Raw genomic sequence first — 15,651 nt, forward strand, 5'->3', positions numbered from 1 at the left:
TTGTTCACTTTCTGAAAGATGCACTTTTGAGAAAAATGAGCTGCATTATAAATACATATCATGAATAAATGATGATGTTTACATATTCTAAATTTATCATTAAGTGGCCTCCATGCCGCGTCAGTATTAACTTTCCCGCTCTTCATCAGGCGTGGGAATGAAATTGAATGATGTTCAATAAAGTGACGGTGTGTTTATTTTTAGCCTTTAACTTACTGCCATTGGCAAACGTTGTTTTTGCTGAAACCCTGCCGGCTTGTTCGGGTATGCAAATTACCGAAAGCTGTCATGCAAATGCCACCACCCTGGGAAATGAAACACTCAACACCTACACCGTTGCCGATGGCGCTGAAATGCAGTTTTCCGGGCTGACGGTCTCAGACGCATCCGGCGGCGCTGTTCACCTGGACAGCAATACGTCACTGGCGATCATTCCTGAAAACTCTACCGGTTATAGCCTGTTCTCCCAAAATAAAAGCAATGGCAGCGGCGGGGCGATTTATGCCAATGAAGACTCTTCCGTTTATTTAGAAAACACGGGTTTTACGGATAATGTTGCCAATGACTATGGCGGCGCCATTTATATGAATGGTTCGAATGACCGTGGTGTGGGTGATCTCACCATTATCAATGGCGTATTTTCAGGCAATATTGCCAGTGAAGGGAAGGGCGGTGCCATCTATTCTCTGAATAATAAAGTTCGCCTGACGAATGTTTTATTTGAGGATAATCAGGCAAAAACCAGCGGAAACGGTAACAACGGAAATGGCAGCGGCGGCGCGATAGACGCCACTGACAATACGACAAATTCGCATGGCAACCTGATAATCACCAACAGCGAATTTACCGGCAATCAGGCAGAGGGGCAGGGCGGTGCGATTTATACTAACAGTGCATCCACACCGTTCCTCGTCGATATCAATATTGATGAAAACTATGAAGATAACGACGGCGTGGCCTATTACCACGATAATGTTGCGTACAGCTACGGTAATGATGCGGACGCGGCTGGCGGTGGTTTCATGTACCTCGGCCAAAGCGAGGCCGATTTTGATATTGCCAAAGATAAAACGCTGATCATCGGCAACACGGCTAATGACGGTGCTTATGACTCTATTGCGGGTGAAGGGGCTATTTTCAAACGCGGCGAGGGTGAACTGGTACTGAATGCTGATAACAGTGGCTTTACCGGCATCTTCCAGGTCTTAGAAGGTACGGTCACGCTCGGGCGTGACAACACCTTAATTAACGTCGGCGATACCCATTGCCAGGCTGAACCGGATTCCTGTCAGGGCATAATATTAGGCAGCGACTCTCCCGCGAATGATACCGCGATCCTCAATGTCGGCAGTACAGAGCAAACCTTCAAAAATACCTTTACCGGCTACGAAAACAGCACGCTGAATATTGATGACGGCGGCAATGTGATTGTTAACAGCGGCACCATGGCGGGTTCCACTTCCGGCGCAGGCGACCTGACCGTCGCCGAAAACGGCAGTTTCACGCTCAACGGCGCACAGTCCATGGGGCTGAAGGGCGACATTGTGGTGGAACAAAACGCTGTGCTCAGCGTTCAGGGTGATGCTGAAGACTTAGCGATATTGCAGGCCGACCCGCAGTCCATTGTGTTAGACGGCGGTGTACTGGATTTATCAGATATGTCGACGTTTAACGGTACCACGAATCAGATAAACGACGGCCTGACGATCACGGGTTCCGGCGGCACGGTGATTGGCAATGCCGATCTGGTTACGCTTGGTACGGGCAATGACTATCACATCGGTGAAGGTACCTCAGCCGGTGACGGTGTGTATGTGGTGATTAATGCCGGAAACGGACGCGTCACGCTGGCAGATAACAATACTTATCTGGGCACGACGCAGATCGCTTCCGGGACATTGCAGGTCACCGGTAACTCTCAGTTGGGCGACGAAGCCTATAACCGTCAGGTCATTTTCACCGATCCGTCACAGGCCAGTACGCTGGAGATTTCTGCGCCGGGCGATACCAGCGGGCAGGTTGATACCACATCAGCACAAACCGGTAAGGCACGAGATATTGAAATGCGGGCCTCAGGGACGATGCAAGTGGACGACGGCGTGACCACGCAATGGGGCGGCTTAACCGCTGACAGTACCGGCGGGCAGGCAGACGTTGACAGCACGTTCACCAAAACCGGTAACGGTACGTTGATTCTGAACGATTCGGGCAACAGCCATTCCGCTGTGCGTGTCGAAGAGGGCAGCTTGCAGGGCGGCGCTGAAAATATTATCGCTGACGCCTCTTCATTGTATGTCGGTGAAAATGCCATGTTCGTCACCGGCATGGATCAGCAGGTGCGAAGCATCGATACAGATTCCGCTGGTACGGTGTTGATTTCCGATGACACTCAGCTGGTCCTGACAAATCAGGACACTTCCTCGGCGCTGGATGCCAGCCTGTTTACCGACACGGGCGGCACACTGGTGAATGCCACGTCCGGTATGGCGTTGCAAGGCACGCTGAACACTAATATGTCCCTCGACGCATTAACCTATTTATCCGGCGTGACGGTCAACGGCAGCCTTGATAACAGCGCAGGAACCGCCAGTCTGGAGAATGGCAAGGTTGGCGATACGCTGACGGTCAACGGTGATTACACCGGCGGCGGTACCGTGGTGCTGGAAACGGAAATGAATGGCGACGCATCGGCTACCGATCAACTGATCCTGAATGGCAATACTTCCGGTGATACCGCCCTGGCGATTGTGCCGGTCAGCGGCGTCGGGCAGGCCACAGAAACCGGCATCAAAGTCGTCGATTTTGCTGCTGATCCGCAAAACTATAATAACGCGGCAAATTTCCATCTGGCGGGCGATCAGCAATATATCAATATGGGTGCCTACGATTATTCGCTGGTGCAGGATAATCAGGACTGGTATCTGCGGTCGCAGGTGGTGACGCCTGATCCGCAACCTGAGCCCGATCCTGATGTCCAGCCACAACCAGCACCGCAGCCACAACCTGTGCCAGCCTCTGGCGGGGAAGATTTTACCCCGGTGCTGAACCCTAAAACGGGCAGCTACGTGAGCAACCTGCGTATCGCCAATAATGCGTTCAGCATGACAGCACAAGATCACGCCGGTGCAGCGCATGACAACATCAAATTGCGTGTAGAGTCTGCGCATGAAAGTTCCACATTCAGCAACCAGATTGACAGCAGCAATGACACTACCGTCGCGCAGATCAGCGCCAATTTCCTGCGCGATAATGTGGGTGACGGCGAAATTCTGGCCGGTGTCGTCGGCGGCTACAGTAACAGCCACGGCGACAGCACCAGCGCGCTGACCGGGCGAAAATCAGATAATGATATTCAGGGCTATGCCGCAGGGCTGACCGCTTCCTGGTATCAGGATGCGCGGGATCATCAGGGCGCGTATCTCGACAGCTGGCTGCAATATGCCTGGTTTGATAACAGCGTCAGCGAAGACGGCACGGGTGACGATAATTATCACTCCTCCGGTCTTCTGGCCTCGCTGGAAGGCGGTTATCGCTTTACTCTGATGCAGGGAGAACAGTGGAACTGGACCTTGCAACCGCAGGCGGAGGTGACTTATCAGGGGGTGAAACAGAAAGACTTTACCGCCTCGAATCAGTCGAAAGTGACACAAGAAGGCGATAATAACGTTCAGACACGCTTAGGGCTGCGCAGCGAATGGGATATTCATACGGCACCGGCGCTGCATCTCAAACCCTTTATCGAAGCGAATTATCGCCATAACAGTGCGGAAACAGCGCTGAATGTCGATGGCGTGAGTTTTACCGACAACACCGCAAAAGACAGTGCGGAACTGAGTGCCGGGGTCAGTGGCAATCTGGGCGCAAATACCACGGTCTGGGGCAAGATCGGGCAACAGGAAGGGTCAGATGATTTTTCACAAACCGAAGCGTCAGTAGGTGTGAGTGTTCGCTGGTAAGTCAGTGGAATAGCTGCAACATAAAAAAAGGGTACAGCGCAAACTGTACCCTTTTTTGCAGGCAAAATATTACAGTGCCTGAGTATGGATCATGTAGTTCACATCTACATTTGGTCCAAGCTTGAAATGGTCGGTCAGCGGGTTGTAGTGCAGACCCATAATGTGACGCTCAAACAGCGATGTGCGGTCGATCATACCCAGCAATTCAGAAGGCTTGATGAATTTCTTGATGTCGTGCGTGCCCTTAGGCACCATTTTCAGCACATACTCAGCGCCGAAAATCGCCATCAGCCAGGCTTTATTATTGCGGTTGATGGTAGAGAAGAACACATGACCGCCGGGTTTCACCAGACGCGCGCAGGCGGCAACGACGGAAGCCGGATCCGGCACGTGCTCGAGCATTTCCATGCAGGTCACCACATCATATTGCTGCGGATGTGCGTCGGCATGAGATTCTACCGTTTCCTGTACATAATCGACTTTCACGCCACTTTCCAGCGCATGTAAACGCGCCACCTGTAACGGCTCACCGCCCATATCCAGACCGGTAACATTCGCACCTGCTACCGCCATGCTTTCACTCAAAATCCCGCCGCCACAACCGACATCCAGCACATTCTTGCCGAACAGGCCATCAGCGCGTTCGAGAATGTAGTTCAGGCGCAGCGGATTGATACGGTGCAGAGGTTTGAATTCGCCTTCCAGATCCCACCAGCGCGAGGCGACGGCTTCAAATTTGGCGATTTCTTCGTGGTCGATGTTTTGCGGTTTTGCAGACGGTGTGGTTGTCATGAGCGTGAGTAACTCCTTATCACTTGATTAGCGGATTATACATATTCCATCTGCTTTGGCTCAGTTTTGTCGTTTTGGTTAATGTTTATACGAAATGAATCCCTGCGTGCAAAGGTTTGAAACGCGTTGGATAATAGTACGCAAAAGGGGGCGGTTGTTTTCCACGTTTGGCTGGTTTGTGGTATAGTTTTACACCTTTGCGCTATATATGCCTACGTGGGCAGCGGCCATGAATAATCAGTAGAGGGATAGCAGCTCCATGAGCGACCTTGCCAGAGAAATCACACCGATTAACATCGAAGAAGAGCTTAAAAACTCTTATTTGGATTATGCGATGTCCGTTATTGTCGGACGTGCGTTACCAGATGTGCGCGATGGTTTGAAACCGGTGCACCGCCGCGTACTTTTCGCAATGAATGTCCTCGGTAACGACTGGAATAAAGCCTACAAAAAATCGGCCCGTGTGGTCGGTGACGTTATCGGTAAATATCACCCACACGGTGATACCGCGGTTTATGACACCATCGTTCGTATGGCTCAGCCTTTCTCACTTCGCTATATGCTGGTGGACGGGCAGGGTAACTTCGGGTCAGTGGATGGCGACTCCGCAGCAGCCATGCGTTATACCGAAATCCGCATGTCAAAAATTGCTCACGAATTGCTGGCAGACTTAGAAAAAGAAACTGTCGATTTCGTGCCAAACTATGACGGCACCGAACAAATTCCTTCTGTTATGCCTACGCGCATTCCAAACCTGCTGGTTAACGGCTCGTCCGGTATCGCGGTAGGTATGGCGACGAACATTCCGCCGCATAACCTTACCGAGGTTATCAACGGCTGTCTGGCGTACATTGAAGATGAAAACATCAGCATTGAAGGGCTGATGGAACACATCCCGGGGCCAGACTTCCCGACAGCGGCCATCATCAATGGTCGCCGTGGTATCGAAGAAGCTTACCGTACCGGCCGTGGCAAAATTTATATCCGTGCCCGTGCTGAAGTGGAAGCCGATGCAAAAACCGGTCGCGAAACCATCATTGTTCACGAGATCCCGTATCAGGTGAACAAAGCCCGTCTGATCGAAAAGATCGCCGAGCTGGTGAAAGAAAAACGCGTTGAAGGTATCAGTGCGCTGCGCGATGAGTCTGACAAAGACGGCATGCGTATCGTCATTGAAATCAAACGTGATGCAGTTGGTGAAGTGGTTCTGAATAACCTGTATTCACTGACGCAGCTGCAGACCTCTTTCGGTATCAATATGGTGGCACTGCACCAGGGTCAGCCGAAAATTCTCGGTCTGAAAGAAATCCTGTCTGCATTTGTTCGTCACCGCCGCGAAGTCGTCACGCGTCGTACCATCTTCGAACTGCGTAAAGCCCGCGACCGTGCTCATATCCTTGAAGCACTGGCCATCGCGCTGGCAAACATCGACCCAATTATTGAACTGATCCGTGCTGCACCGACGCCGGCAGAAGCGAAAGCTGGCCTGGTTGCGCGTTCATGGGATCTGGGCAACGTGTCTGCCATGCTGGCAAGCGCCGGTGATGACGCTGCGCGTCCGGAATGGCTGGAGCCGCAGTTTGGTATTCACGACGGGAAATACTTCCTGACTGAACAACAGGCGCAGGCAATTCTGGATCTGCGCTTGCAGAAACTGACCGGCCTCGAGCACGAAAAACTGCTGGATGAATACAAAGAGCTGCTGGTGCAAATCGCCGAGTTACTGTTCATCCTGTCCAGCCCTGACCGTCTGATGGAAGTCATTCGTGAAGAACTGGAAGCGATCCGCGATCAGTACAACGATCCACGTCGCACTGAAATCACTGCCAATACGTCTGACATCAACATCGAAGACCTGATCAATCAGGAAGACGTTGTGGTGACCTTGTCGCATCAGGGCTACGTGAAATATCAGCCTCTGACCGATTACGAAGCGCAGCGTCGCGGCGGTAAAGGTAAGTCAGCAGCACGTATTAAAGAAGAAGACTTCATCGACCGTCTGCTGGTGGCTAACACCCATGACACCATTCTGATGTTCTCAAGTCGCGGACGTCTGTACTGGATGAAAGTCTATCAGTTGCCGGAAGCCAGCCGCGGTGCCCGTGGTCGTCCTATCGTCAACCTGTTGCCGCTTGAGCCGAACGAACGTATTACCGCCATTCTGCCAGTACGCGAGTACGAAGAAGGCCGTCATGTGTTCATGGCAACGGCGAGCGGTACCGTGAAGAAAACTGCACTGACCGATTTCAGCCGTCCACGCAGCGCCGGCATCATCGCCATCAACCTCAATGAGGGTGATGAGCTGATTGGTGTTGACCTGACTGACGGTAAAGACGAAGTCATGCTGTTCTCTGCGGCCGGTAAAGTGGTGCGCTTCTCTGAAGCAGCGGTCCGCTCTATGGGTCGTACGGCGACCGGTGTTCGCGGTATCCGACTGGGCGAAGGCGACAGCGTTGTATCGCTGATCATCCCACGCGGTGACGGTTGTATCCTGACTGTGACTGAAAACGGCTTCGGTAAACGTACTGAATCCACCGAATACCCAACCAAATCCCGTGCAACGCAAGGCGTTATCTCGATCAAAGTGAGCGAGCGTAACGGACCGGTTGTTGGCGCGATCCAGGTTGATGAAGCGGACCAGATCATGATGATCACCGATGCCGGCACACTGGTGCGTACCCGTGTTTCCGAAGTAAGTACTGTAGGTCGTAACACCCAGGGTGTGACGCTTATCCGTACCGCAGACGATGAGCACGTGGTCGGCCTGCAACGTGTTGCAGAACCGGTAGAAGACGAAGAACTGGATGGCGTAGCCACCGAAGCGGGCGAACTGGAAGCGGCACAAGCAGCCGATTTGCCAGACGACGCGGAAAGTGAAGACGATCAGCCAGCTGACGACGAAGAAGAATAAGTTTTCTTCGTCAGATGACAAAAGGGCATAACATTGTTATGCCCTTTTTTATAACATCGTATTTTTTAGAAACTGCGACAATAGTGTATTCTGAATTCAAAACCTAACCCGCTCACAGAGCCGTAACATCAATGGTTAATCCTTGAAATATCTTGCTTCGTTTCGAACAACGCTAAAAATATCCCGCTATTTGTTCCGGGTGCTGGCGCTCATGTTGTGGACACTGGGTGTGTTGCTCACCACCTTCTATGTGCTCAATATTTTCCACAACAAAGAATCCGAAATCCGTGATGAAGACAACTTCAATTACGATCTCGCGCAGAGCTACATCAAGAATTCTAATGACGTCATGCACAGTATTAAGTTCATGGCGGAAAAACGGCTTAGCGATTCAATGAACGGGCTGGATATCATCAATGGCATGATCAGCACCAAAAACGTTCAGCCGACGTATCTTTCCCTTTTCCCAGAGTCCGATTGTTCGCAGATTAATGACAGCTACCGTAACTCCCTGAGTACGCTCGGTAACATGATCCATTACTGGAAAGATAATTTTTCCGATGCGTACGATCTGAACCGGGTGTTCTTCATCGGCGGAGCGAACCTGTGCCTGGTTGATTTTGGTATCAGCAGCGAACCGTTCGAACGCGCCAGTCAGGATCAGCTCAAGTCACTGCACGAAAAAATTCTGCAATACCGCAACGGCAAGAGCCAGGACAAAGAAAACAGCCTGTACTGGGTGTCGCAGGGCAGCAATAAAGATTCCGGTTATCTGTATGTTCTGACGCCGATTTATGTCGGCAATAAGCTGGAAGCATTGATGGGCATTCAGCAAAATCTTCGTATGGAAGATTTGGTCAATCCGAATGCGCAACACACCTCCGTCACGCTGCTGGATGCGGACGATCAGCCGCTGCTCAACATTTCTGAGGATAACCGAGCCACCGCGCCCATCGCCAATATTCCTGAAGAAAGTTCATTCTTTGGTTATGTGAATGGCTATAAAGATCTGGTCTATAAAAAGCCGCTGACGCCTTCTTCGCTGAGCGTGGTGTATTCGATGCCGTTTAATACCGTCATCGAGCGTTTTAAAATCCTGATATTCAACGCCGTGTTACTCAACATTTTCTCAGGCCTGCTGCTGTTTATTCTGGCCTGGGTTTTTGAGCGCAAAATGTTCTTACCTGCCGAGGAAAACGCCTTCCGTCTTGAAGAGCATGAGCAGTTCAACCATAAAATCGTGGCCTCGGCACCGGTCGGTATTTCGATTCTGCGTATCAGCGATGGCGTCAATATTCTGAGTAATGAACTGGCGCATAACTACATCAATATGCTGACGCAGGAAGACCGGCAACGTATTACGCGCATCATCTGCGATCAGCAAACAAATTTCGTCGATGTCATCACCAAGAACAATAACAACATCCAGCTCAGCTTCGTGCATTCGCGTTACCGTAATGAAGACGTGGCGATCTGTGTGCTGATCGACGTCAGTTCGCGGGTCAGGATGGAAGAATCTTTGCAGGAAATGGCCAATGCCGCCGAGCAGGCCAGCCAGTCGAAATCGATGTTCCTCGCGACGGTCAGCCATGAATTACGCACGCCGTTGTACGGCATCATCGGTAACCTGGATTTACTGCAAACGCAGGGGCTGCCGCAGGGCGTTGACCGGCTGGTGACGGCGATGAATAACTCTTCGGCGCTGCTGCTGAAAATTATCAGCGACATTCTCGATTTCTCGAAAATTGAATCCGAGCAGCTGAAAATTGAGCCACAGGAATTCTCATGCCGTGAAGTGATCACGCATATTGCCGGTAACTATTTGCCGCTGGTGGTGAAAAAGCGTCTGGGGCTGTACTGCTTTATCGAACACAACGTACCGCTGTCATTTAACGGTGACCCGGTACGCTTGCAGCAGGTTATTTCCAATATTCTCAATAACGCGATTAAATTTACCGATACCGGCTGCATTGTCCTGAATGTCAGAACCTGCGGGAATTACCTCGAATTCCAGGTACGCGATACCGGTGTGGGGATCCCTGAACGTGAGATCACCCGTCTGTTTGATCCGTTCTTCCAGGTCGGTACGGGTGTACAGCGCCACTTCCAGGGGACCGGTCTTGGTCTGGCGATTTGTGAAAAACTGATTAACCTGATGGACGGTGATATCGACGTTGAATCCGAACCGGGGTTGGGCAGTTCGTTTACGGTGCGAATTCCGCTCTATAACGCCACGTTCCCGTCGGGCGAGCCGCTGAATGACTGGCAGGATAAAACGGTCTGGCTGGATGTGCGTAATGCGTATCTGGAAAGCTATCTGATGCAACTGATGCGCTACTACGGTGCGAATGTTCAGCGCTGCGAGGCGGGGCTGCAAAGTCAGCGTGAAGATGTGTTAATCACCGATACTCCGTTCATCCATAATGGTGAGCTGGCGGCGCAAATCGAGTTTTCTATCGATCATATCGGTCCGCCGGTCGAAACGCGTCCGGGTTACTGGGTTCACAGCACGTCAACGCCGCTGGAAATCACCGCGCTGCTGAATCGTATTTACCGCCTTGAGGCTGAAACGGAAGAGGGCATTCCGGCTCTTCCAGAAGCCACGGCGCAGGATTACAGCGATGTGACCTTGCTGGTGGTGGATGACCATCCGATTAACCGTCGTCTGCTTGCTGACCAGCTGGGAACCATGGGGTATATCGTGGTGACGGCAAATGACGGGATGGATGCGCTGGACGCCATGCGTGCGCATGAAATTGATATTGTGCTCAGCGACGTTAACATGCCGCGACTCGATGGTTATGGCCTGACGCAGAAACTGCGCGAACTCGGTCACACGCTGCCGGTGATTGGCGTTACCGCCAATGCGCTGGCCGAACAGCGTCAGCGCTGTCTGGAGGCCGGTATGGATAACTGTTTATCCAAGCCGGTCACGCTGGAAACCCTGCGCGATACGCTGCGTTATTACAGCGCGCTGGTTCGCAGAAAGCGCGACAGCTAAAACACCAAAACAAAAGGCACCGCGAAGGTGCCTTTTTCATTTCTTAATCATTTAGACTGAAACGTTAGTCTTTATCCACCGGCTGTGAGCTGACGGATGACAGGTAGTTCAGCAGGGCGATATCATTTTCAACGCCCAGTTTCAGCATCGCAGATTTCTTCTGGCTGCTGATGGTTTTAATGCTGCGGTTCAGCTTTTTGGCAATCTCAGTCACCAGGAAGCCTTCTGCGAACAGGCGCAGAACTTCGCTTTCTTTCGGAGACAGGCGTTTGTCGCCGTAACCGTTGGCGCTGATTTTTTCCAGCAATTTAGCCACGCTGTCCGGCGTGAATTTCTTGCCTTTCTGCAATGCAGCCAGTGCTTTAGGCAGGTCAGTTGGCGCGCCTTGCTTAAGCACAATCCCTTCGATATCCAGATCCAGAACAGAGCTCAGGATCGCCGGATTATTGTTCATGGTCAGAACAATAATGGATAACTGCGGGTAATGGCGTTTGATGTATTTGATCAACGTGATGCCATCGCCGAATTTATCGCCGGGCATGGACAGGTCGGTGATCAGCACGTGAGCATCAAGTTTGCTTAAGCTGTTAACCAGTGCAGTGGAGTCCTCGAACTCGCCTACAACATTCACCCATTCAATTTGTTCAAGGGACTTACGAATACCAAACAGGACGATAGGATGGTCATCAGCAATAATTACGTTCATATTATTCATGTGATTAGCTACCTTGCTGGAGCAGTCTGGAGACAAAAGAATCAATGTGATTGATGGTTTCAGTAATCTGTAAAGCATCGCCATCTGCGATGTATTGCTCTAACGATTCACACATTTGCTTGCCTGGGGTCAGGTTCAGCATAGCGAACACCCCCTTGAGACGATGTGCTGTTTGTGAAAGTGACGTGAAATCACGACGTTGGTTCTCATTATACAGTTTCTCAAGATCTTCCGGTACTGTCTCGACGAAAAGCTGATAGTAATCGCTTGATTTTAACTGCTTTTCATAATAGTCGAGAGAGTCTTCACCGGGTTCTTCGGATGAAACACTGTCATCGGAAACAGAAAATTGCTGTTCGATTAACAGTAGGGTTGCGTCAATCAGCGCACTGCTGATGTTGTAATTGACGCGAATATAATGCTTTTCAAGCTGCTGGAAACCTGACTCATCATCAGTCAGCAAAAGCGTAAATTTGTCGCTGTTCTGCGGGTTATCTGTCAGTAAAACGTCGTATTCCCGCGCGACCTGCCGGTCATCAGCCACGATGCATACGGCACCATAAGCATTCATGGTCCGGGTGATAATACCGCGAACTTCTTCAGACGTGATGTCGAGCAAGACCGTCACATCATTCAGTAATTTCTCATGCTCAGCTTCAAGCTCCTGCGCTTCCTGACGCTGTTTAACACGTACAGTATAGCGTGTGCCAATATCTAGCTTGCTGCGGATTTCTAACTGGCCGCCAAGCTTTTTACACAGCTGATTACACAGGAAGAATGTCAGGCCGGAGCCGTGATTGAAACGGTCAACCAGTGTCTGGCTCAGGAAAGGATAATTCAGATTGCTTAATTCTTCCTTGGAAATTCCGCTACCGGTATCGTTAATGTGGAAAATCAACTGATCCGGACGATCTTCGTCCTGTTCGCTGGTCAGCGTCACTTTACCCAGAGAGGTGGTAACGATGGCATAATCGAGCAGCAGCGAAAGGATTTTCTTCACCGCCTGCACGTCGCCGACAAAGGTGGCTTCCGGGGCAATCTGGAAGTGGTTGAGTAAGCCAAGACCTTTCTGGTTCAGGCGGGGCAGGGCTTCAAGCAACAGTTCATCAATCATGGCGGATAACACGTACTTTTCACCAGCCGGTTGCCAGTCCTGCGTTTCCAGCCGCGTCAGCAATGTGATGTTGTCTACCAACGTCAGCGCATTGCGCGATTCATTGAGCAGCTTGCCTTCCAGCGTCTGGCGCTCTTCCGGGCTTTGCTCTTCCACCAGCGCCACCGCCAGTCCGTTCAGCTCCTGCAATGGCTGATTCAGCTCAATGCCTAAATTGTGCAGCATCAGTTTACGGGCCTGCAGGTTTTTCTCAAACTCGCGTTTTGCCTGTTGCAGTGTGCGGTTCACCATCACTTCTTTGTCCTGATCATGAAGCATAAACAGGTAAGTTTCCGGTGAGATCTGACTGCGGATCATGCGGATTTCATAGACTTCGTTATTGACCGTGGCCTGAATGGTGCCGTGATGCTGTTCGGCCATATTGGCGATTTTATTCAGGCTCAGATGCGGTAACAGCTGGTCGGCAATTTTATTGCTCAGCACCACACTGTGATTGCTGAAGTTATACACCAGCAAACCGAGCGGCAGTCCGGAGATGATTTCCTGGTTCAGCGCCTGCTGCATCTGCAACTGGGCGGCCATATTTTCGCTCGGGCGGATGTACTGATGGCGGATAAAGTAAATGCTGGCCATCGCCAGACCCATCAGGAACAGATTAATCAGGATCAGCCAGAAGTTATTGCGTGAAAGGTCAACGACCAGACTGAACAAGGGAACATGATAGGTCAGCGACAGCGGCGAATTACTCAGCGGAACGTCAAACACCAGTGTCCAGCCCTGCATCACGATGCTGCTGGCCTCGGCGCTATCGTCTTCCGGATCCCCTTCATTTACCGCCGTGGTGTTGCCGTTTAACTGGAAATTATCCCGCGCCATGTTGTAGGGCACAAGGTCAGTTATCGGCAAATCAAAGGCAATAACAGTCGCCAGATGTCCGGGATTATTAAACGTGGTGCGCAGGGAGAACGAGTAGTCGCTGCCCTGACGCGATTTTCTCAACGGGGAATAGCTTTCACGTTCATCCAGCGTATTGGCCTGTTGCAGCATTTCAGCGCGACGCGCCTGCAATGTGCTGGTGAATGCGTTTTCCTTCAGGCGCGAATCTTGTTGCTGCAAGGGAACGGTCGTCACCACCAGCATACTGTTATCCTGACCATTCAGGTAATACAGCGAGTAGGGCAGTGTGTTTGAGCCCCACTGATCATCCAGAAACGACGAGATTTTCAGGGTTAAATCCAGCGTAGAGCTGTCATGGGTGCCTAAAATAAGCGCATCGGTTTTTTTATGAGGTTTGGAGACAAGATACATGTCCTGACGCAGACGGATTTCCTGCGTACTGACCGCATCGGGTGTCATAGGCTGACCCGAATAGTTGTCATAAATCTGGTAGGTCATGTAACGGAATTTATCGATACGTTTTTGCAGCAGTTCGGCGGTGTTTTGCACCGTTCGCATCTTATCGTTCAGATAGGCATTGGTGTAATTGTAACCATACAGGCCCAGTCCCATCACCAGAAGGACAATGAACAACCAAAAGAAGCGCGTGATATTGGTCGATGTCAGCGATAAATATTTACCAGCCATGATGATGAGTTTTTTCCTTCATTCTTGTTATTACTCTTTACCGGACAACGGCTCTGGCGCAGGCGGTGACACAAAGCATCATCGCCGCTACGCAACCTAATGCAAAAGACAAACTACTGACCTGTGCGATAAAACCTATCAGCGCAGGGCCCGCCAAAATACCGGCATAACCCAGAGTTGTCACGGAGGCGATAGCCATGCTGGCAGGCATTGATGTCTGATTACCTGCCGCGCTGAACATAATCGGTACCAGATTCGAGGCACCAAATCCGATCATGACAAAGCCCAGACCGGCAATCCACAGATTATCCACCAGCGTCAGCAAAATCAGCCCGAGACTGGCACAAAGACTTCCGTACATCAGTACTTTATAACGCCCGAACGCGGCGATAATTTTGTCACCGGTCAGACGTCCTGCGGTCATAGCGACCGAGAAAACAGCGTAGCCCAGTCCGGCCTGATGTGCTGCAACGCCGCGTTCCGTGGTGAGGAACAGTGCGCCCCAGTCAAGCATCGACCCTTCGGTCAAAAACATCACAAAACATAAAAAGCCCAGCAAAATGACCCAGCCGCGGGGCAGGACAAAAATAGGGCCATCGCCATCATGACGGGTTTCGCGCCACAAGTGCGGGCTGGTTACCACCGTCAGAACGGCCAGTAAAATCACGACCAGCATCACCGACTCAAAAGGCGTCAGCCCGAAAAATAATAAACCGGTGACGGCCAGCGCGCCAAAAATACTGCCCATGCTGAAAAAACCATGAAACCCGGACATCATCGCGCGGTTGCTGGCTTTTTCTACCACAATCGCGTGGACGTTCATGGCCACATCAATCATGCCTATCGCCGCACCGAACACCAGCAGCACCACGGCCATACCGGCGGTGCTGTCCATCAGCGTCAGCAGGGGCAATGCCAGCAGCAGTAACACGCTGGCAATCAAAATCACGGTTTTACATCCCAGTTTTCCGGTGAGAAAACCGGTCAGCGGCATCGAAAAGGTCGAACCTGCGCCAATGCATAGCAACAGTAATCCTAATGTGCCGTCACTGATTGCCAGCCGCAATTTAACAAAGGGCACCAGCGGTGCCCAGGCGGCCATGGCAAAACCGGACAATAAGAAAATCAGCCGGGTGGCATGTTGTTGCGCTCTGCCCGGAACCGGCGCAGCAGTCAGGGGATATTCAGGTGACGAAGCTGTCGTCATCGGTTCTGAAGACATCTTTGGAAATTCCTTTTAGGCGTACCTATCAGATATGCCTTTTCGATACTAAAACACTGACTCAGTTTCCACCTGTCTGACTGACCGGACACTTTATCAGAAAGCATAAGTTACTGTGATTGCACAAAGTCTTAATTATTTCTCAGGGCAATACATTAGCGATAAAAAATCTAAAACACGATCACACAATTGGTAAGTCATTTTGATGGGTGTTTCAGCGGGCTAATGCTTGATTTCATTAATAATGATCTGGCTTACTCTTTGCGTAAAAGTTAATAATATGTTGTTTTTTATGGATTTGTTTTAATTCTCAGTAAGCTAGATGACGATCCAATCCTCGTCAAACGGATGTTTTA

The 15,651-nt window shown here is 50.9% G+C and carries 7 protein-coding genes; 3 read left to right on the plus strand and 4 right to left on the minus strand.

The features are described from left to right. The first annotated feature begins 167 nt into the window (after nt 1–167). On the plus strand, nt 168–3,956 hold the full coding sequence (locus ACJY2G_RS07830; RefSeq protein WP_430319264.1) for an autotransporter outer membrane beta-barrel domain-containing protein: 3,789 nt from the start codon (nt 168–170) through the stop codon (nt 3,954–3,956). Nucleotides 3,957–4,025: 69 nt separating this feature from the next. Here ACJY2G_RS07830 and ubiG read toward each other — a convergent pair whose 3' ends face one another. After that, nucleotides 4,026–4,748 carry a bifunctional 2-polyprenyl-6-hydroxyphenol methylase/3-demethylubiquinol 3-O-methyltransferase UbiG gene (gene ubiG / locus ACJY2G_RS07835; RefSeq protein WP_112289498.1) on the minus strand — a complete coding sequence of 241 codons (723 nt, stop codon included), beginning with the start codon at nt 4,746–4,748 and terminating at the stop codon, nt 4,026–4,028. Nucleotides 4,749–5,007: 259 nt separating this feature from the next. On the opposite strand from ubiG, the gene gyrA reads away from it, so the two are divergent. Both gyrA and rcsC read left to right on the plus strand, forming a co-directional pair. Beyond that, the gene (gene gyrA, locus ACJY2G_RS07840; protein ID WP_112289497.1) at nt 5,008–7,659 is read left to right on the plus strand and encodes a DNA topoisomerase (ATP-hydrolyzing) subunit A; all 2,652 of its coding nucleotides are present in this window, start codon (nt 5,008–5,010) and stop codon (nt 7,657–7,659) included. A 142-nt stretch (nt 7,660–7,801) separates the two neighbouring features. After that, nucleotides 7,802–10,660 carry a two-component system sensor histidine kinase RcsC gene (gene rcsC / locus ACJY2G_RS07845; RefSeq protein ID WP_439291606.1) on the plus strand — a complete coding sequence of 953 codons (2,859 nt, stop codon included), beginning with the start codon at nt 7,802–7,804 and terminating at the stop codon, nt 10,658–10,660. A gap of 64 nt (nt 10,661–10,724) precedes the next feature. Here the strand turns inward: rcsC and rcsB are convergent, their stop codons facing one another. Genes rcsB through ACJY2G_RS07860 form a run of 3 tightly spaced genes read right to left on the minus strand, consistent with a single transcriptional unit; the run spans nt 10,725 to nt 15,280 of the window. After that, nucleotides 10,725–11,375: a response regulator transcription factor RcsB gene (gene rcsB / locus ACJY2G_RS07850; RefSeq protein WP_013574620.1), complete on the minus strand. Its 651-nt coding sequence runs from the start codon at nt 11,373–11,375 to the stop codon at nt 10,725–10,727. A gap of 4 nt (nt 11,376–11,379) precedes the next feature. Continuing rightward, nucleotides 11,380–14,073: a phosphotransferase RcsD gene (gene rcsD, locus ACJY2G_RS07855; RefSeq protein WP_430319262.1), complete on the minus strand. Its 2,694-nt coding sequence runs from the start codon at nt 14,071–14,073 to the stop codon at nt 11,380–11,382. A gap of 37 nt (nt 14,074–14,110) precedes the next feature. Next, nucleotides 14,111–15,280, minus strand: a complete 1,170-nt coding sequence (locus tag ACJY2G_RS07860; protein WP_430319314.1) for an MFS transporter — start codon at nt 15,278–15,280, stop codon at nt 14,111–14,113. Nucleotides 15,281–15,651 lie beyond the last annotated feature (371 nt).

The organism is Rahnella sp. ATs2 (genome assembly GCF_051851855.1).
Taxonomy (GTDB): domain Bacteria; phylum Pseudomonadota; class Gammaproteobacteria; order Enterobacterales; family Enterobacteriaceae; genus Rahnella; species Rahnella variigena.